The organism is Ancylobacter defluvii (assembly GCF_018390605.1).
Classification (GTDB): Bacteria; Pseudomonadota; Alphaproteobacteria; order Rhizobiales; family Xanthobacteraceae; genus Ancylobacter; species Ancylobacter defluvii.
Genome location: NZ_JAHBGD010000019.1, coordinates 37356 through 55477 on the forward strand (window position 1 = coordinate 37356; position 18122 = coordinate 55477).

16 protein-coding genes are annotated in these 18122 nt (G+C 65.2%); 7 read left to right on the forward strand and 9 right to left on the reverse strand.

Going from position 1 to position 18122, the window contains the following annotated elements:
• Positions 1-152 precede the first annotated feature (152 nt).
• The gene (locus KHC24_RS14350) at positions 153-860 is read right to left on the reverse strand and encodes a FadR/GntR family transcriptional regulator (protein ID WP_246546959.1); all 708 of its coding nucleotides are present in this window, start codon (positions 858-860) and stop codon (positions 153-155) included.
• A 323-nt stretch (positions 861-1183) separates the two neighbouring features.
• On the opposite strand from KHC24_RS14350, the gene KHC24_RS14355 reads away from it, so the two are divergent.
• From KHC24_RS14355 to KHC24_RS14385, 7 genes are all read left to right on the forward strand, one after another.
• Positions 1184-1576 carry a VOC family protein gene (locus KHC24_RS14355; protein ID WP_213363997.1) on the forward strand — a complete coding sequence of 131 codons (393 nt, stop codon included), beginning with the start codon at positions 1184-1186 and terminating at the stop codon, positions 1574-1576.
• Positions 1577-1579: 3 nt separating this feature from the next.
• On the forward strand, positions 1580-2632 hold the full coding sequence (locus tag KHC24_RS14360; protein WP_213363998.1) for an ABC transporter ATP-binding protein: 1053 nt from the start codon (positions 1580-1582) through the stop codon (positions 2630-2632).
• A gap of 37 nt (positions 2633-2669) precedes the next feature.
• Positions 2670-3707, forward strand: a complete 1038-nt coding sequence (locus KHC24_RS14365; protein WP_213364279.1) for an ABC transporter ATP-binding protein — start codon at positions 2670-2672, stop codon at positions 3705-3707.
• Positions 3704-5326 carry an ABC transporter substrate-binding protein gene (locus tag KHC24_RS14370; RefSeq protein WP_213363999.1) on the forward strand — a complete coding sequence of 541 codons (1623 nt, stop codon included), beginning with the start codon at positions 3704-3706 and terminating at the stop codon, positions 5324-5326. The genes KHC24_RS14365 and KHC24_RS14370 overlap by 4 nt, the downstream gene beginning before the upstream one ends.
• Before the next feature lie 74 nt (positions 5327-5400).
• A complete protein-coding gene (locus KHC24_RS14375) occupies positions 5401-6981 on the forward strand; it encodes an ABC transporter substrate-binding protein (RefSeq protein WP_213364000.1) in 1581 nt (526 codons plus the stop codon).
• 34 nt (positions 6982-7015) lie between these two features.
• Positions 7016-7987 carry an ABC transporter permease gene (locus tag KHC24_RS14380; protein ID WP_213364001.1) on the forward strand — a complete coding sequence of 324 codons (972 nt, stop codon included), beginning with the start codon at positions 7016-7018 and terminating at the stop codon, positions 7985-7987.
• Positions 7988-8018: 31 nt separating this feature from the next.
• The gene (locus KHC24_RS14385) at positions 8019-8855 is read left to right on the forward strand and encodes an ABC transporter permease (protein WP_271180570.1); all 837 of its coding nucleotides are present in this window, start codon (positions 8019-8021) and stop codon (positions 8853-8855) included.
• 133 nt (positions 8856-8988) lie between these two features.
• Here the strand turns inward: KHC24_RS14385 and KHC24_RS14390 are convergent, their stop codons facing one another.
• The 8 genes from KHC24_RS14390 to KHC24_RS14425 all read right to left on the reverse strand — a co-directional run bounded on the left by KHC24_RS14390 (position 8989) and on the right by KHC24_RS14425 (position 18086).
• Positions 8989-9342, reverse strand: coding sequence for a cupin domain-containing protein (locus KHC24_RS14390; protein WP_213364003.1), 354 nt, complete (start codon positions 9340-9342; stop codon positions 8989-8991).
• A gap of 21 nt (positions 9343-9363) precedes the next feature.
• Entirely contained in the window at positions 9364-10308 is a 945-nt protein-coding gene (locus KHC24_RS14395; protein ID WP_213364004.1) for a 2-hydroxyacid dehydrogenase, read from the reverse strand.
• Positions 10305-11939, reverse strand: coding sequence for an ABC transporter ATP-binding protein (locus KHC24_RS14400; protein WP_213364280.1), 1635 nt, complete (start codon positions 11937-11939; stop codon positions 10305-10307). The genes KHC24_RS14395 and KHC24_RS14400 overlap by 4 nt, the downstream gene beginning before the upstream one ends.
• A gap of 5 nt (positions 11940-11944) precedes the next feature.
• Positions 11945-12787, reverse strand: coding sequence for an ABC transporter permease (locus KHC24_RS14405; RefSeq protein WP_213364005.1), 843 nt, complete (start codon positions 12785-12787; stop codon positions 11945-11947).
• Complete coding sequence (locus KHC24_RS14410) at positions 12784-13731, reverse strand: ABC transporter permease (RefSeq protein WP_213364006.1); 948 nt, start codon at positions 13729-13731, stop codon at positions 12784-12786. Before KHC24_RS14410 ends, KHC24_RS14405 begins: the two co-directional genes overlap by 4 nt.
• The gene (locus KHC24_RS14415) at positions 13731-15338 is read right to left on the reverse strand and encodes an ABC transporter substrate-binding protein (protein WP_213364007.1); all 1608 of its coding nucleotides are present in this window, start codon (positions 15336-15338) and stop codon (positions 13731-13733) included. Before KHC24_RS14415 ends, KHC24_RS14410 begins: the two co-directional genes overlap by 1 nt.
• Positions 15339-15459: 121 nt before the next feature.
• A complete protein-coding gene (locus KHC24_RS14420; protein ID WP_213364008.1) occupies positions 15460-16749 on the reverse strand; it encodes an NAD(P)/FAD-dependent oxidoreductase in 1290 nt (429 codons plus the stop codon).
• Between the two features lie 11 nt (positions 16750-16760).
• A complete protein-coding gene (locus KHC24_RS14425) occupies positions 16761-18086 on the reverse strand; it encodes a glutamine synthetase family protein (RefSeq protein WP_271180561.1) in 1326 nt (441 codons plus the stop codon).
• Positions 18087-18122 lie beyond the last annotated feature (36 nt).

Here is an 18122-nt window from a genome sequence, read left to right on the forward strand (position 1 = left end):
ATTGTGCTTGTCGGTGTTCACGGCAAACCGCAACCGAGCGCGTCTCTTCTGACGCTCTTCCTGGGCTTCGCGGCGCCGCTGAGGGCGATAAATCTCATGTAAAATGCAGAATATATTCAGAAACAATATATAATTAAACCAATATTTAATGCCTAATCTAATCCAAACACCTTAGAAGCTACATTATCAAGATGAAGTCGCATGAATTTTTCGGCGCTTTCCGGATTTCGGTTCGAGATAGCCGAGACGATATCCACGTGCTCCTTGAACTCCCGGCGTCCCGGCTGCGGCCCATTCGCATCCTCTCTTAGTCGCCCCCAAGCAACGGCCCTGCGAACAGTATTCAACGTATCGAACATAACAAGAAGAAGTGAATTTCGAGCCGATTCAGCAATGGCTCGATGCAAACGGTTATCCCAATGCTCAGCTCGGCGCCATGACGTCGCCTCGCTTCCCCGCAAAAGGCAGAGGTTCATTTCGGATATATTCGCCGAGGTGGCATTTATAGCCGCTTCACGGGCCATCATGGGCTCGAAGAGGATCCTCGCCCGCATCACCTCTGCCGGGCTGGTCAGATGCGCCAGATTGACGATTTCCATCGGCCCGTCGGACTGCCGAGGGCCGACAAAGGTACCCTTGCCTACGTGGCGCCAGACCTGGCCATCGGCTTCGGCGATTGCAAGCGCCTTGCGTAATTCGCCACGCGAAACCCCCAGCAGATCACAAAGCTCACGCTCCGCCGGCAGGCGCTGATTGGGAGCCAATTGTGATTGGGCAAGGAAGGCCTGCAGCTGGGTATAGGCTGCGAGCTCTCTGCCGGATTGAATTTCGGCGGCAACTACCACGTCCGCAAATTCCATCGCTTTCTCCATGCCGAAGCCTGCGGACTATTCGACCAGAAAAGGTCATGGCGAGTGTCACCGATGCTGTCAAGCGGCAAAAAATGCGTTGCGGCGCGAATGGCGCTTGCAAACCAATCCGGAGCCGGTCTTTAATTGGTCAAGAAATTGGTTAGATCGGTTCGGCAGCTAAGGTCGGCGCGAAACCGACTTGGAAGGTTGAGCCTTCATCAAGATCCTGCGCATCCGCGATGGGGCGCAGTCGACACAACGTCTTAAGAAGCAGAAACAGCTGCAGATGCGCATGCTGTGTGCCTGAAACTATATGTAACGAGGACACATCCATGATTGTCGGCATTGACCACATCGAACTGATCGTCAGAGACGTGAAAGAATTCGTGGAATTCTATCAGAAGCTGGGCTTCAAGCTCCTGAACTGGACCGATCATCATGGCGGCTCGGCCGAGCTGCAGCTGCCGGGCGAAAACCAGCCGATATTCGAGATCCATCAACTCCTCACCGAGGAGAACCCGGGGATCAACCACATTTCCTTCAGGGTCCGGGACATCGACGGCACGCATGCCGACCTGGTGAGCAAGGGCATCAGCTTCTACCGGGATGTGCATCCCTCCCCGTCGACCGGCCGCAAGAACGCTCTGCTGCGCGATCCGGATGGCTGGCGCCTCCAGCTCAGCGACGAGCAGCGCGTCGAACACGTCCAGCACGAGACCGTCTAACCAATGAATGCGGGAGGCGTCCGGTGCGCGGGCGCCTCCAATGCCCCCAAAGGGCCTGCCAGAAGCGATGAGGGCGTCTTGCCGGAGGAGGTAATCAGCATCCGCAACCTTCACACCCACTTCCGCACGGAAGATGGCGTCGTGAAATCCGTTCGCGGCGTCGATCTCGATATTGGTCGCGGCGAGGTTGTCGGATTGGTCGGGGAATCCGGCTCGGGAAAGAGCGTCACCGCTCATTCGGTGATGCGTCTCATCCCGCCGTCGGGACGGATCGTCGAAGGACAGATCCTCTTCGAGGGGGCGGATCTCGCCCAGGCTTCCGTGCGGCAGATGCAGAAAGTTCGCGGTGATCGCATCGCGATGATCTTCCAGGAGCCGATGACCTCGCTCAACCCCGTGCTGCGCGTCGGCGAACAGGTCGCGGATGTGCTGCGGCTCCATCGCGGGCTTTCAAAGCGGGAGGCGCTCGACGAGGCGCGCGACCTTCTCGGGCGTGTCGGCATTCCTGATCCGCAGGCCCGGCTCGCGAGCTTTCCGCATGAACTGAGCGGCGGCCAGCGGCAACGGGTGATGATTGCCACCGCGCTCGCCTGCCGGCCCCAGCTCATCATCGCCGATGAGCCGACCACGGCGCTCGACGTCACCATCCAGGCGCAGATCCTCGATCTTCTGCGCGATCTCAAGCGCGATTTCGGCTGCTCGGTATTGCTGATTACCCACGATCTCGGCGTCATCTCGGAAACCGCCGATCGGGTCGCCGTCATGTATGCCGGCCAGATCGTCGAGGTCGCCGAAGTTGCCGCACTGTTCGATGAGCCGATGCATCCCTACACGATCGGCCTCATGCGTTCGGTTCCCCGCCTCGACGGCGATCTGCCGGAGGATCGGCTCCTGCCGGTGATCGGCGGCGTGGTGCCAAATCTCGCTGAATTGCCGGCAGGTTGCGCTTTTCAGACCCGCTGCCCGCATGTGCATGAGCGCTGTCGCTCGCAGGAGCCGCTGCTGCACGCCGTCCATTCCGGTCATCAGGTCAGGTGTTGGCTCCATGATGCTTGAACACACCGCAAGCATCGACGGCACGATGCCGGAGCAGATGGCCCCGCGCGACGAGGCGCCACTGCTTCAGCTCGTCGATGTGCGTAAATATTTCCCCGGCCGCAAACTGTTCTTCAAGACCGGCCTGACCGCGGTGAAGGCGGTCGACGGCGTATCGCTGTCGGTGCGTCGCGGTGAAACGCTCGGCCTCGTCGGCGAGTCGGGCTGCGGCAAGAGCACGCTCGGACGTTGCATCCTGCATCTCGATCCGCCGACGACCGGGCAGGTGCTGTTCGAGGGCAGAGACCTCGCGACGCTGTCGCCGGAGGAGATGCGCGGCCGCCGGCGCGACATGCAGATCGTGTTCCAGGATCCCTATTCGGCGCTCAACCCGCGCAAGACGGTGGGCTCCATCCTGACGGAGGCCTACCGCATCCACGGCCTGCTCACGCCGGCGCAGCGGGTCGAAAGGGTATGTGAGCTTCTCGATATGGTCGGGCTGCGGGCCGAGCATATCCATCGCTATCCGCACGAATTCAGCGGCGGCCAGCGCCAGCGCATCTGCATCGCCCGCGCCATCGCGCTGGACCCCAAGCTGGTGATCGCCGACGAAGCCGTCTCGGCCCTCGACGTCTCGGTCCAGGCGCAGGTGCTCAACCTGATGGTGGCACTACAGAAGCGTCTCGGCCTCACCTATGTGTTCATCTCCCACGATCTGCGGGTGGTGCGCCACATCAGCGACCGCGTCGGCGTGATGTATCTCGGCCGGCTGGTTGAACTGAGCGACACCGCTTCGCTCTACCGGCGCCCGCTGCACCCCTATGCCGAAGCGCTGCTTTCCGCCGTGCCCCGGCTTGGCCCGCGCAAGGACGGCACGCGCATCGTGCTGAAGGGCGACATCCCATCGGCGATGAACGCGCCGAGCGGCTGTGCCTTCCATCCGCGTTGTCCCCACCGCCGCGAGCGCTGCGCCGTCGATGTGCCGGAACTGCGCGAGCACGCACCGGGACGCTTCGCCGCCTGCCATTACCCGCTTCTCGACCAGCCTGCACCCCAAGAACACAACAGAGTCCAGAGCATAGGGGCGTCCGCATGAAAAGCATGATCGCGAAAAGTCTGCGATGCGGCGGCGCGACCGCCCGCATCGCGCTCGTCTCGCTGGCATTGGCTGCCGTCGGCAGCACCGCATCTCAGGCCACGCCTGCGGGCGGCAAGGAGGGCGGAGCGATGGTGGTGGCGCTGCCGGGCGATCCGCCGGTGATCAACTCGACCATCACCACCGACATCTCGTCCAGCAACATCTCGGGACAGGTCTACAGCACCATCGTCCGCCTCGACCGCGACGGCAAGGTGCTGCCCTATCTCGCCAAGTCCTGGGATATCTCCCCGGATGGCCTGACCTACACCTTCCACCTGTATGAGGGCATCAAGTGGCATGACGGCACGCCGTTTACGGCGGAAGACGTCGCCTGGAGCCTGTGGAACGTCAACAAGAAGTATAACGGGCCGGCCTCGGGCCTGCTGGCGCCGGTGGAATCGATTACCGCGCCGGATGCCGACACCGTGGTGTTCAAGCTGAAATACCCGTCGCCGCCGCTGCTGCGCGGGCTGGCCTATTTCAACTCGTCGACCATCGTGCCCAAGCACCTGTTCGACAATGGCCAGGATCCCCGCAACAACCCGGCCAACCTGAAGCCGGTCGGCACCGGTCCCTTCGTGTTCAAGGAATACAAGAAGGGCAGCCACATCATCCTTGAGAAGAACCCGAACTTCCATCTCGAGGGCCTGCCGCATCTCGACCGGCTGGTGTTCCAGATCATCCCCAATGAAGGCGCGCGGTCGATCGCGCTGGAGAAGGGCGATATCGACTTCATCCCCTATTACGCCATGCCGCTCGGCGAGACCGAGACGCTGCGCAAGAACAAGGAACTGGTCGTCACCTTCGCCAAGCGGATGATCGCCGGCGAGTACATGGCCTTCCTCAATACGCGCGAAGGTCCCCTCGCCAAGAAGGAAGTCCGTCAGGCTCTCTATTATGCGCTGAACCGGCCGGACATGCTGGAGAAGGCGGGTTTCGGCTACGGCAAGATTTCCGCCGGCCCGGTCTCCTCCGAGCAGCCGATCTTCTATACCGAGGACGTGCGCAAATACGGCTATGATCCGGCGCTCGCCAACAAGATGCTCGACGAGGCCGGTTACCCCCGCGGTGCCGATGGCAAGCGTTTCAAGCTGCGCGTCAGCTTCGACCTCAAGGAAGGGCCGATGAACGACGTGGCGCGGCTGATGCGCGTCAACTTCGCCGCCGTGGGCGTCGATCTCGAGATCATGGGCATGGACAGCGGTGCGTGGCGCGACACCGCGTTCAAGGACTGGAACTTCGACATCACCATGGGGAGCTTCTCGACCGGGCCGGACCCTGCCGTCGGCGTCGAGCGCATCTATGTCTGCCGCAACATCGAACGGCTGATGGCACGGAATGCTTCGGGATATTGCAACCCGCAGCTCGACGAGATCTTCGACAAGGCGAGCCGCGAAGGCGACGAAGCCAAGCGCGTGGCGCTCTATCGCGAAGTGCAGAAGATCCTGGTCGAAGACGCGCCGCATTGGTGGCTGTGGGACCGCTACTACCCCATCGCCTTCAACGCCAGGCTCGAGGGGCTGCTCGACGACCCGACCGGCTATGGCGCCTTCGACGTCGTCTACTGGAAGAACTGAGCCGACAGTGCAGGCGGGCGCGGGGTTTCCCGCGCCTGGACATCCCCCCAACCATCCGATTCCGGAGAGCTGCCATGTCCGCCAAAGCCGTGTCGTTTCTGGTCGCCGCCACGATGTCCGCCTTGGCCGCGCCCGCCGCATTCGCGCAAGGCAAGCCGATCCGCACCTTTGTCGTCGGCATTCCCGGCGACCTTGCCGTCATAAACTCGACCATCACCACGGACATCTCGTCGAGCATCGTCGGCGGCCAGATCTACAGCACGGTGGTGCGCCTCGACAAAGACGGCCAGGTCGTGCCCTCGCTCGCCAAGTCGTGGGAGATCTCGCCCGACGGGCTGACCTATACTTTCAAATTCTATGACGACATCAAATGGCATGACGGCGTGCCCTTCACCGCCGAAGACGTCGCCTGGAGCCTGTGGAACGTCAACAAGAAGTATAATGGCCCGGCTTCAGGCCTGCTGGAGGCGGTGGACTCCATCACCGCGCCGGACAAGACCACGGCAGTCTTCAAGCTGAAATATCCCTATCCGCCGCTGTTGCGCGGATTGGCCTATTTCAACTCTTCGACCATCGTCGCCAAGCATATCTTCGACGATGGCGGCGACCCGCGGAAGAACCCGACCAATCTCAAGCCGATCGGCACCGGCCCCTTCATATTCAAGGAGTACAAGAAGGGCAGCTATATCGCGATGGAGCGAAACCCCGCCTACCATGTCGAGGGGCTGCCGCATATCGAGCGGCTGATGTTCCAGATCATTCCGAACGAGGCGTCGCGCGGCCTCGCCATCGAGAAGGGCGATATCGACTTCATCACCTATAATTCGATGCCACTCGGCGAGGTCGATCGGCTGCGCGAGAGCAAGAACGTCACCGTCGCGTTCCAGAAGCGCGTCATTGCCGGCCAGTATCAGGCGTTCCTGAACACACGGAAGGGACCTCTCGCCAAGAAGGAGGTCCGGCAGGCGCTCTACCACGCCATGGACCGCGCCGCGATGCTGGAAAAGGCGGGCTTCGGATTCGGCAAGGTTTCCAAGGGCGGCCCGATTTCTTCCGAACAGCCGATCTTCTACACGGAGAACGTGCCGCAATATGACTACGATCCGGCGCTCGCCAACAAGATACTGGACGAGGCCGGTTTCCCGAAGGATGCCGGCGGCAAGCGCTTCTCGCTGCGCGTCAGCTACTCGCTCGCCGAAGGTCCGCTGAACGATGTGGCCCGGCTGATGCGCAGCAATTTCGCCGCCGTCGGCGTCGAGCTCATCGACCAGGGCATGGACGCCGGCGCGTGGCGCGACAGCGCCTTCGTGAAATGGGATTTCGACATCACCATGGGCTCCTTCGCCAGTGGCCCGGATCCGGCGATCGGCGCCCAGACCTTCTTCCTGTGCTCACGCATCGAGCCCCTGTTCGGCCGCAACGCCTCCGGCTACTGCAATCCGAAGGTCGATGAGCTGCTCAATACCGCGGCGCAGGAAATCGACGAGCAGAAGCGCGTGCAGCTCTATCACCAGGCCGCGGCGCTGATTGCCGAGGACGTGCCGCATTGGTGGCTGTGGGACCGCTATTACCCCATCGCCTTCAATGCCAACGTCGTTGGCGTCACCGACGACGTTACCGGCTACGGCACGCTCGACCAGATTTCCGGCAAATGAGCCGGCTATCTCCGGCATCCAACGGGAGCGGACGATGAGTCTGTTGGTCTTCGTCATCCGGCGGTTGCTCTATATCGTGCCGCTCCTCGTCTGCGCGGTAACGGTGATCTTCTTCCTCGTCCACGCTGCGCCGGGCGATCCGGTCGACTACATCATCGGCGAAGCTGGCGCCGACAGCGAGGTCGTCGCCCGCCTGCGCGCCGAGATGGGACTGGACCAGCCGCTGCTGGTCCAGCTCTGGCGCTATGTCCTCCAGGTGCTGAGCGGCAATCTCGGTTATTCGCTGGTATCGAGCGCGCCCGTGCTCGACCTGATCCTTGAGCGCTTTCCCGCGACGCTGCTGCTGATGGCGAGCCAGTACACGCTGTCCGCCATCCTCGGCGTTCTGCTCGGGGTTCTCGCCGCGCGGCGCCCCAACTCGCCGGTGGACACCGCGCTGACCTTCCTGTCGCTGACCAGCTTCTCGCTGCCGATCTTCTGGCTCGGGCAGATGATGATCCTCGCCTTCGGCTACCATCTGAACTGGTTTCCGATCCAGGGCATGAGCAACCTGCGCGAAGGCTATACCGGCTGGCGCTACGCGCTCGACCTCGCCCACCACATGGTGCTGCCGGTGGCGACGCTGACCATCTTCAATCTCGGCCTCATCATGCGCCTCACCCGCGCCAGCATGCTGCAGGTGGTTGGGCAGGACTATGTGAAGGTCGCCTACGCCAAAGGGCATTCCGAGCGAACGGTGCTGCTGCGCCACGCGCTGCGCAACGCGCTCCTGCCGGTGGTGACGGTGGTCGGGCTGGAAATTCCCGGCCTGATCGCCGGCGCCGTGCTCGCCGAGACGGTGTTTGCCTGGCCGGGACTTGGCCGCCTGACCTTCGATGCCATCAACTCGCGCGACTATCCGCTGCTGATGGGCATGTTCATCTTCATCTCCTTCTTCGTGATCGTGGCCAACCTGCTCGTGGACATCATCTATGGGCTGCTCGATCCGCGGATCCGCTACCAGTGAGGCCGCCATGTCGATGAGCCTTCCCGTATCGATGAGCGTGCCCGCGGGACCCGGCCGGCGCGCCTGGCGCCGATTGCGCCGGCAGAAAACCGCGGTTTTCGGCATGGCGGTCACCACCGTCTTCCTGCTGACCGCCATCCTCGCTCCCGCGCTGGCGCCCTATGGATTACTGGACATCGGCCGCTCCTTCGTGCCGCCTTCGGCCACCCACTGGCTGGGCACAGACAGTCTCGGCAGCGACGTGCTGAGCAACATCATCTTCGGCGCGCGGACGTCGTTGATCGTCGGCGTGTTCGCCATGGTGACCTCGTCGGTGATCGGCATCACCCTCGGCAGCATCGCCGGCTATTTCGGCGGCTGGGTCGACGACGCCCTGATGCGGGTGACCGAACTATTCCAGATCCTGCCGCAGTTCTTCCTGGCCATCGTGATCGTGGCCCTGTTCGGGTCGAGCATCTGGAACATCGTCCTGGTGATCGGCATCCTCGCCTGGCCGGTCACCGCCCGTCTGATCCGGGCCGAGTTCCTCACGCTGAAGCGGCGGGACTTCGTCGAGGCGGCGCGCAGCCTCGGCATGTCCAATCGCGACATCATCATCCGCGAGATCCTGCCGAATGCCCTGCCGCCGATCATCGTCAACGGCACGCTGCAAATCTCCGGCGCCATTCTGCTCGAGACCAGCCTCGCCTTTCTCGGCCTCGGCGACCCGAATGTGATGAGCTGGGGAACCATGCTCCACAACGCGCAGGAATTCTTCAACCGCGCCTGGTGGATGGCGGCGTTTCCCGGCCTCGCGCTGTTCCTGGCGACGCTGAGCCTGAACCTCATCGGCGACGCGCTGAACGATGCCTTGAACCCGAAGCGATGAATGGCCGAGGGCCCCATGGCCCGCAGCGCGGCTTCACGTTCGTCGCCATCACGTGTGACGAGGCCCATCGTGATCGAGCGCACCAGCGCATGTGGGAAGATGTTCATCTTCCCACATGCGCCCCTGATCGGCGTCACGCCTCGTAGGTTACCCAGATCTTGCGGGTGGTCTCGATAACGTTCCACACGCCACGGAAGCCGGGTCGCATGACGAAGCTGACGCCCGGCTTCAGCACCACCGTCTCGCCCCCCTCCTCGGTAAGTTCCGAATGGCCGGAGACGATATGCATGAACTCCCAGCCGTCCTTGACGACGTTCCACGCACCGGGCGCCACTTCCCAGACGCCGGTCTCGACCTTGCCATCCGGGGTTTTCTCCAGATCCCATGTCTTGTTGGAGGGATCGCCGGCAATGACGCGCTCCGGGCGCGGCGCGCCGAGGACCGGCTCGCCAGGACTGACGGCGTCGATGACAAGAATGGTGCTCATGATAGGTTCTCCGTTCAGTTCTCAGTAGCCGCGGGCGCGGTCGCCCACCGGCTCAGGCGGCAGGCCGGTCTCGATGCGGCGGATATTGGCGGTCACCGCATCGCCGCAGATCTCGGCATTGCCGTCGCTGGCGATATGCGGCGTCACCCGCACCTTGGGGTGCGTCCAGAACGGGCTGTCCTGCGGCATCGGCTCGGGGTCGAACACGTCGAGCGCCGCGCCGGCGAGATGGCCGGAATCGAGCGCCGCCAGCAGGTCGGCCGGCACCAGATGGTTGCCGCGGCCGATATTGATCACCACCGCCCCCTTGGGCAGCGCCGCGAACAGCTCGGCATTCAGGATGCCGACCGTGTCTTCGGTCGCCGGCAGCACCGAGAGGAGGAAGTAGCTCTCCGCCAGCATCGCCTTCAGCCCGTCGGCACCGGAGAAGCTGGTCACGCCGTCGATCTGCCGGGCGCTGCGCGACCAGCCGAGGACCGAGAAGCCGAGCCCTGCCAGCGCGCGCGCCGCTGCCCCGCCCATCTCGCCGAGGCCGAGCACGCCGACCTTCAGCTTGGCCTTGTCGCGGATCTGCAGGAACGCCCACTTCCTGCTTGCCTGCTGGGCGCTGGCGACGTCCATCAGCCGGTAATAATGCAGCACCGCATGCAGGGCGTAGTCGCGCATCTGTTCGCGGGTCTTGTCATGCATCAGCCGCACGATCGGCGGGCCGGGCGGCAGTTCCGGATCGGCCAGCACATGGTCGATGCCGGCACCCATGGAGAAGATAGCCTCCAGATTGGGCAGGCGCGCCATCAGCCCGGCCGTGGGCTTCCACACCAGCGCATAGGCGATACTGGCCGGGTCGTAGCTCTCGCTCTCGTCATGCACAACGAGATCGGGCATGTGGGCCTTCAGCGCCTCCCGATAGGGCTCCGGATCCTCGCCGGTGGCGGCGATGAGAAGCGCTCTGGCGTCACGGTTCATGATGGTCTCCGGTCTGGAAATGCGTCTTGCGAACGTGTCTTGCGGGCAGCGATCACGGCATCGAGCCAGCCGAGCCGCAGCTCCGGCACGGCGCGGATCAGCGCTTCGGTATAGGGATGATAGGGAGGTTGCAGCACCTGCGCCGTCGGCCCGGTCGCGACGATGGCGCCATTACGCATCACCGCCACATGGTCGGCCAGCGCCTCGACGGCGCCGAAGTCGTGGGTGATGAAGAAATAGCTCACCCCTTCCTCCGCCTGCAGCCGCGCCAGCAACTTCAGCACCCCGTCGGCGACCAGCGGGTCGAGCGCGCTCGTCACCTCGTCGCAGACGATCAGGCGCGGGCGGGCGGCCAAGGCGCGGGCGATGCACACGCGCTGCTTCTGCCCGCCGGACAGCGCACCGGGGCGGCGGTCGGCGAGCTCCGGCTTGAGTTCCACCTGTTCCAGCAGCGCCGCCACCGCCGCCTCGCGCGCCGCACCGGACAGGCCCTGGAAACGCCCGAGCGGCGCGCCGATGATCTCGCGCACCCGCTGGCGCGGGTTCAGCGCCATGTCCGGGTTCTGGTGCACGATCTGGATGTCGCGCAGGTCGTCGAGCGGGCGCCGATGCATGTCCGGCTCCAATGGCCGTCCGGCAAAGACCAGGCGCCCGGCCTTTGCCGGCAGCAGCCCGCAGATCACCTTGCCGAGCGTCGACTTGCCCGAGCCGGATTCGCCCACCACCGCCAGCGTGCGCCCCTCCGGCACGACGAGGCTCAGATTCTCGACGATGTTCACATTGCCGTAGCCGGCGGTGACGCCCCGCATCTCCAGCAGTGGCGGACGCTCGGGCTGCACCGCATGGCGCAGGCCGCGAGCGGCGATCAACTGGCGGGTGTATTCCGTCGCCGGGGCCTCGATCACCTGCTTCACCGAACCCGTCTCGACCATCCTGCCGTGCCGCAGCACCATGATGGCGTCGGCCATCTGCGCCACGAGAGCGAGGTCGTGCGAGATATACAGTCCCGCCATGCCCTCCTCGCGGATCGCTTGCCGCATGGCGAGGATCACCTCGATCTGGGTGGTGACGTCGAGCGCGGTGGTCGGCTCGTCGAACACGATGAGGTCCGGCCGCGCGCACATCGCCATCGCGGTCATCGCGCGCTGGAGCTGACCGCCGGAAGCCTGATGCGGGAACTTCTCGCCGAAGGTCTCCGGTGACGGCAATTCCAGCTTGGCGAACAGTTCGATCGCCCGCCGGCGCGCATCGGCCTTGCTCATCAGCCGGCGCTGCACGCTGGTCTCGATCACCTGGTCGATCAGCCGGAACGCCGGGTTGAAGGCCGAGGCCGCCGATTGCGCGACATAGGCCACCCGCCTTCCCCGAATGTCGCGCAGCAGCGCCGGCCCGCCGGTCAGGAGGTCGATGCCGCCGAGCCGCACCTCGCCCGCACGCACATAGGCGCCGCCGCGCACCGCGCCGAGCGCGGTAAGGCCGAGCGTCGACTTGCCGGCACCGGATTCGCCGATCAGTCCCAGCACCTGCCCGCGCGCCAATGTCAGCGAGATGTCCTGCAGCAGATGCGCGGTGCTGCCATTTGGCAGTGTCGCGTCGATATGGAGGCCGCGTATCTCCAGCAGCGGCGTCATCGTGTTCATCGTCCGCCTCCGCGCCGGGCGACCAGCCAGTCGCCGATCAGGTTCACGCTGATGGCGAGAAGGGCGATGAACCCCGCCGGCACCAGCGGAGTGAGCCGCCCATAGTTCAGCGCCCCGACATTCTCGCGCACCATGCCGCCCCAATCCGCCATTGGCGGCTGCACGCCGAGGCCGAGGAAGGACAGCGAGGCGACGAACAGGAAGGCGAACACGAAGCGCAGCCCGAATTCGGAAATCAGCGGGATCGCCGCATTGGGCAATATTTCCCGCCACATGATGCGGGCGGTGGAATCGCGCCGCAGCCGCGCCACATCGACGAAGTCGCGCGCCGCGATGTCGATGCCGAGCGAGCGGGTCAGCCGGAACACCCGCAGGCTGGCGATGAAGGCGGCGGTCAGCGTCAGCGTCACCAGCGAGGTGCCGGAGACGCTCAGCGCCAGCAGCGCCAGCACCAGCGGCGGCAGCGCCATGAACAGGTCGACGATACGGCTGATCACCGCGTCCGCCCATCCGCCCAGCGTCACCGCCGCCAGACCCAGCGCCCCGCCGACGGCGAAGGCCAGGGTGACGATGGCCAGGGACAGGCCGATCGAGGTGCGGGCGCCGAAGATGATGCGCGAGAGCATGTCGCGCCCGAGCTGGTCGGTGCCGAGGGGGTGGGCGAGATCTGGCGCCTGCCAGGGCATGGCGACCAGATCGGCCTCGCCATAGGGAGCGATCCAGTCGGCGCCGATCACGCAGACGAGGCAGGCGAGGCAGAACAGCGCCGCCAGCGCGACCGGCAGGCCGGCGAGGCGGGAGGGAGCGGCCGGACGGGCCGTGGCGTCAGAAAGGCTCATCGCGCATATCTCAGCCGGGGATTGAGCGCGATCGCCAACAGGTCGGCGATCATGTTGAGCAGGATATAGGTGGCGGCGAAGATCAGCCCGCAGGCCTGCACCACGGTGATGTCCTGCTTCGACACCGAATCGACCATCAGCTGCCCCATGCCGGGATAGGCGAAGATGGCCTCGACGATGATCAGCCCGACTACCAGGTCGGCAAGATTCAGCACCACCACCGCGGCGATGGGGCTCATGACGTTGGGCAGCACGTGGCGCACCACCACCTTCCATTCCGGCAGGCCCTTGAGCAGGGCGGTGCCGACATAGTCGGAATCCATCACCGAGACGATGCTGGCCCGCGTCATGCGGATCATGTGGGCGCAGGAGGTGATCACCAGCGTCAGCACCGGCAGCGCCAGCAGCGGCAGCATGCGCTCGAAGCTCATGCCGGCGGTGATGATGGAGATCGACGGCACCCAGTGCAGGTTCACCGCGAACACGGCGATCGCCATGTAGGCGAAGAAGAATTCCGGCGTCGCCACCGTCACCATCGACAGCACGAGGATCGCGCGGTCGAACAGCCGGTTGCGGAAGATCGCCGCCAGCGTGCCGAGCCCCACCGCCAGCGGCACCGCGATCAGGGCGGCGGCACCGGCGAGAATGAGCGTGTTCTTCAGCCGCGTGGCGATCAGCGGCGCGATCTCGCGGCCATTGGTCAGCGAGGTGCCGAGGTCGCCCCGGAACAAGCCGCCGAGCCATTGCAGGTAGCGCGCGAGCGCGGGGGCGTCGACGCCGCGCGAGCGGCGCAGCGCCTCCACCGTCTCCGGCGTTGCCGAGGAGCCGAGGAGCTTGGTGGCGAAGTCGCCCGGAAGCAGCTCGCCGGCAAAAAACAGGAGGGCGGAGGCCATGAGGACCAGAACGATCCCCATGGCCAGCCGCTTGGCGAGAATGACCAGCATCAGCCTTCGAGCCAGACGCGTTCGGTGAAGCGCGCACCCATCAGGTACCAGGACGGCGTCGGCATCAGGCCCTTCACCCGCGGGCTGTAGGCGTCGATGAAGTCGGCGAAGACCGGCACCACATGGCCGGCATTGTCGTGGATCAGCGTCTGCAGCTCGCCATACATCGCCTTGCGCTTGCCGGCGTCGAGCTCGCCGCGCGCCTGCACCAGCAGTTCGTCGAAGCGGGCATTGGACCAGAACGACTCGTTCCATGGCGCCGCCGAGGCATAGACCATCGACATGATCATGTCGGCGGTCGGCCGGCCCATCCACACGCCGGTGGTCATCGGCTTGTCGACGTTCAGCCAGATCTGGTCCCAGTAGCCGTCGGCCGGCTGGCGGACGACATCGATGGTGATGCCCGCCGGCAGCGCCGCCTGCCGGTAGAGCTGGCCGACATTGGCCGAGTTGGCGAAGGTGGCGTCGGAGGTGTTGAGCTCGATCTTGAAGCTCTCCATGCCGGCCTTCTTGAGGAAGAACTTCGCCTTTTCCGGATCGTAGGGGGTCTGCGCCAGATCGGGATTGAACATCGGGTCGGTGGTGGCGAGCGGCTGGTCGTTGCCGATCTTGCCATTGCCGCGCAGCACGATATCGAGGATCTTCTTGCGGTCGATGGCGTGCTTCATCGCCTCGCGCAGGTTCGGATCGGTGAAGGGACCCTTCTTGCAATTCAGCGCATAGCTCCAGAACTGGCCGCCGGAGGAGTTCACCACCTGCACGCCGGCATTGCCCTTCAGCATCTCCACCGCCGCCGGGTCGACAAGGCCGAGCGCGTCGATCTGGCCGGATTGCAGCGCGGCGATACGGGCCTGGGTGTCGTTGAGGACGAGGAACTCGACCTCCTCGACATGGGCGCGGCCGGGCTTCCAGTAATTCTTGTTGTGCACCCAGGTGGCGCGCACGCCGGGCTCGAACGAGGTCTGCTTGTAGCCGCCGGTGCCGACCGGCTTCATCCAGTCCTCGAACCCGTCCGGCGTGATCGCCATGTGGTCGCCGGTGAAATTATACGGGAAGTCGGCATTGGCGCTCTTCAGCGTCACCTGGATCTGGTTGGCGTCGAGCTTCTTGATGTCGGCAATCGCCGCCATCAGGCTCTTGGCGCCGGACTGGGACTTCTCGCCGCGATGGCGGTTGATCGAATAGATCACGTCGTCGGCAGTCAGCGTCTTGCCGTTGTGGAATTCGACGCCCTTGCGGATGTTGAAGATCCATTCGGTGGCGCCGGGCTTGGCTTCCCAGCTCTCGGCCAGCTCGGGCTTGATGGTCTTGTCGGGGTTCAGCTCGACGAGGTGGTTATAGGTCGTGTAGGCGGCCATCACCCCGAACTCGTCCTGGCGCAGCGCCGGGTCGTTGGTGTTGGTGGTGGCGCCGAGAATGCCGGCGCGCAGCTGCCCGCCCTTTTTCGGCTCATCGGCGCGGGCGGCGCCCGGCATCAGCAGGCCGCCGGCCCCGGCGACGAGGCCGAGCGCGGCGGCGGACTTCATCAGGTCGCGGCGGCTGATACCGCCATGACCGTGATTGCCCGCGCCGGGCATGATGCGGATCTTTCCCATGTCGTTGCTCATCTGGTCCTCTCTGGTGGGTTCGGTCCGTTTCGGACTCGTGTCGTGAAGGCGTGCGCCAGCGCCCGATCGTCGCGAAAGCGGACCGTGGCAGCGGGCGAAAAGAGGTGGATCGGGGCGCGCGTCATCGCAGCCGCTCCCGCAGCGTGTAGTACCACATGCCCAGTGCCAGGGACTGGTGGGCGAGCCATGCGCCCATCGGCAGCCGCAGGCGGCGCACGGCGTCGAACACGTCGAACTCGCCCATGGTGCCGGTGATGGCCCGCGCCATGATCTCGGCGACGATATGCGTGGTGGCGATGCCGTGGCCGGAATAGCCCTCGGCATAGAAGATGTTCGGCGCCACCCGCCCCAGATGCGGGATGCGGTTGGCGATGATCCCGGCCTTGCCGGACCACTGGAAATCGATGCCGACGCCCTTGAGGCGCGGATAGGTGCGCTCCAGTGCCGGGCGCAGCTCGGCGGCGATGTCGGCGCTGTCGCGGCCCGAATAATTGGTACCGCCGCCGAAGATCAGCCGCCGGTCGGCGGTCAGCCGGTGATAGTCGAGCACGAAGCGGTTATCATAGACCGCGATGTCCAGCGGGTTGATCGCCCGTGCCGTCGCCTCGTCCAGCGGCGCGGTGGCGAGAATGCCGAGCGAGGCGGGGAACAGCACGCCGCGCATCTTGCCCCGGCCGAGCCGGTGATAGGCATTGCCGGCCAGCATCACCGTGTCGGCCGTCACCCGCCCCTGCGCGGTCTCCACCACCGGCCGCTTGCCTGGTGTGAGGCGCGTGACCTCGCTGTCCTCGAAGATCCGCACCCCGAGCCCGGCCGCTGCCACCGCCTCGCCGATGACCAGGTTCAGCGAATGCACATGCATGTTGCGGCGATTGTGCAGCCCGGCGAGATAGATCGGCACCTCGATGAGCGAGGCAAGCGCCTCGCCTTCGACCAGCGACACGTCTTCGCCCATGCCGCGCGCCACCGCCTCGGCGTGCATCGCCTTCAGCTCGCCGACATGCACCTTCTTGGTGGCGGCCTGCAGATGGCCGTGCTTCAAATCGCAGTCGATGGCGTATCGGGCGACGCGCTCGCGGATGATGGCATGGCCGCGCCAGCGCAGGTTCCAGATATAGTCGTCGGCCGCCGCACCCAGCGTGCGGCGGAATTCGCGCCCCATGGCGACGTCGCCGGAGAGCGAGCCGGTGATCTGCCCGCCATTGCGCCCCGTGGCGCCCCAGCCGATACGGTTGGCCTCCAGCACCACCACCTTCAACCCGCGCTCGGCGAGTTCCAGCGCGGTATTGATGCCGGTGAAGCCGCCGCCGACGATGCAGACATCCGCCTCGACGCTCTCTGTGAGGCACGGGAACGGCGCGTAGGGCTTGGCGGTGGCGGCGTAATAGGAGCCGGTGTGAGGAGTTGCCATTCCCGCCCGCCTCACACGCTGTGCAGGTAGCTGCGATATTCGAGCTCGGAAATCTCCGCCTCGAACACCGCCAGCTCCTGCCGCTTGCAGGTGGCGAACATGGTGATGAAGTCGGCCGGGAACAGCCGGGCCATCAATTCGCTCGTCTCGAAGGTCTCGATCGCCTGCCGCCAGTCCGGCGGAATGGCGCGTCCGGCCGCCTTGTAGACATTGCCCTGCGTCGGCGCCGGCGGGGCGATGCCGGCCTCGATGCCGTCCAGCGCGGCGGCGAGGATGGCAGCCAGCACCAGATAGGGATTGGCGTCGGCGCCGGAGACCCGGTGCTCGATGCGCCGCGCCGGGTTCGGCCCGCCGGGAATGCGCACCGCCGCGGTGCGGTTCTCATAGCCCCATGCCGCCGTGGTGGGCGCGAGCGTGCCCGGCCGCAGCCGGCGCGACGAGTTGCGGTGCGGCGCGAAGATCAGCGTAGAGTCGTGCATCGCCTCCAGCAGCCCGGCCACCGCATGGCGCATCAGGTCGGTGCCGGCCGGGGTGCCGTCGTCGAAGACATTGCGCCCCTCGCCGTCGAGCAGGCTGAAATGCACATGCAGCCCGCTGCCGGAATGGTTCGCATAGGGCTTGGCCATGAAGCTCGCCGCCAGACCGTGCCGGCGGGCGACATTCTTGACAATCTGCTTGAAGAACACCGTATCGTCGGCGACGCGCAGCAGGTCGGGGCCGTGGACGAGGTTGAACTCGTACTGGCCGGGACCGCTTTCGGAGATCGCCGCATCCACCGCGACGCCGCAGGCCTCCGCCATCGCATAGACGTCGTCGAGAAAGGGACCGACATTCGCCAGTTCCTGCAGACAATAAATAGTGTCGCCGGCGCCCTCATGCGCCTCCGGCAGCGGCGTCAGCGGGCGGGCGCGCGCCTCATTGGGGTCGACGAGGTAGAATTCCAGCTCGGTCGCCACCACCGGGGTCAGGCCACGCGCGGCAAAGCGCGACGCGACATCGGCCAGCACCCGGCGCGGATCGCCGAAGAACGGCGCGCCGCTCTCCAGCCGCATCCACATCGGCAGCAGCAGGGCCGGCGTCTCTGTCCAGCTGAGCGGGATCGGCCCGCGGCCGGTCGGCTCGACGATGCCGTCAAGATCGCCGCGGTCGAACAGCGCGTTGCCGAGCACGTCGGTGCCCCAGATATCGACGCCGATCGAGGACATCGGCATGCGGATGCCGGCCTTCAGCACCTTCTCGGCGCCCGCCGCGCGCACCCGCTTGCCACGAAAAATCCCGTTGAGGTCGCAATGCGCGGCGAGCAAAAAGCTCGGCGGCTCCGGCAAACTGCGGTTCACGGCGCCTCGCGGCATTTTGTACTCCGGTCCGGTGGC

Excerpts from the sequence above, each read along its gene's own strand:
- KHC24_RS14415 (WP_213364007.1), bottom strand. The coding sequence starts at position 15,338 with ATGAGCAACGACATGGGAAAGATCCGCATCATGCCCGGCGCGGGCAAT.
- KHC24_RS14400 (WP_213364280.1), bottom strand. The coding sequence starts at position 11,939 with ATGACGCCGCTGCTGGAGATACGCGGCCTCCATATCGACGCGACACTG.
- KHC24_RS14375 (WP_213364000.1), top strand. The coding sequence starts at position 5,401 with ATGTCCGCCAAAGCCGTGTCGTTTCTGGTCGCCGCCACGATGTCCGCC.
- KHC24_RS14365 (WP_213364279.1), top strand. The coding sequence starts at position 2,670 with ATGGCCCCGCGCGACGAGGCGCCACTGCTTCAGCTCGTCGATGTGCGT.
- KHC24_RS14350 (WP_246546959.1), bottom strand. The coding sequence starts at position 860 with ATGGAATTTGCGGACGTGGTAGTTGCCGCCGAAATTCAATCCGGCAGA.
- KHC24_RS14385 (WP_271180570.1), top strand. The coding sequence starts at position 8,019 with ATGAGCGTGCCCGCGGGACCCGGCCGGCGCGCCTGGCGCCGATTGCGC.
- KHC24_RS14420 (WP_213364008.1), bottom strand. The coding sequence starts at position 16,749 with ATGGCAACTCCTCACACCGGCTCCTATTACGCCGCCACCGCCAAGCCC.
- KHC24_RS14355 (WP_213363997.1), top strand. The coding sequence starts at position 1,184 with ATGATTGTCGGCATTGACCACATCGAACTGATCGTCAGAGACGTGAAA.
- KHC24_RS14380 (WP_213364001.1), top strand. The coding sequence starts at position 7,016 with ATGAGTCTGTTGGTCTTCGTCATCCGGCGGTTGCTCTATATCGTGCCG.
- KHC24_RS14410 (WP_213364006.1), bottom strand. The coding sequence starts at position 13,731 with ATGCTGGTCATTCTCGCCAAGCGGCTGGCCATGGGGATCGTTCTGGTC.
- KHC24_RS14395 (WP_213364004.1), bottom strand. The coding sequence starts at position 10,308 with ATGAACCGTGACGCCAGAGCGCTTCTCATCGCCGCCACCGGCGAGGAT.
- KHC24_RS14370 (WP_213363999.1), top strand. The coding sequence starts at position 3,704 with ATGAAAAGCATGATCGCGAAAAGTCTGCGATGCGGCGGCGCGACCGCC.
- KHC24_RS14360 (WP_213363998.1), top strand. The coding sequence starts at position 1,580 with ATGAATGCGGGAGGCGTCCGGTGCGCGGGCGCCTCCAATGCCCCCAAA.
- KHC24_RS14390 (WP_213364003.1), bottom strand. The coding sequence starts at position 9,342 with ATGAGCACCATTCTTGTCATCGACGCCGTCAGTCCTGGCGAGCCGGTC.
- KHC24_RS14405 (WP_213364005.1), bottom strand. The coding sequence starts at position 12,787 with ATGAGCCTTTCTGACGCCACGGCCCGTCCGGCCGCTCCCTCCCGCCTC.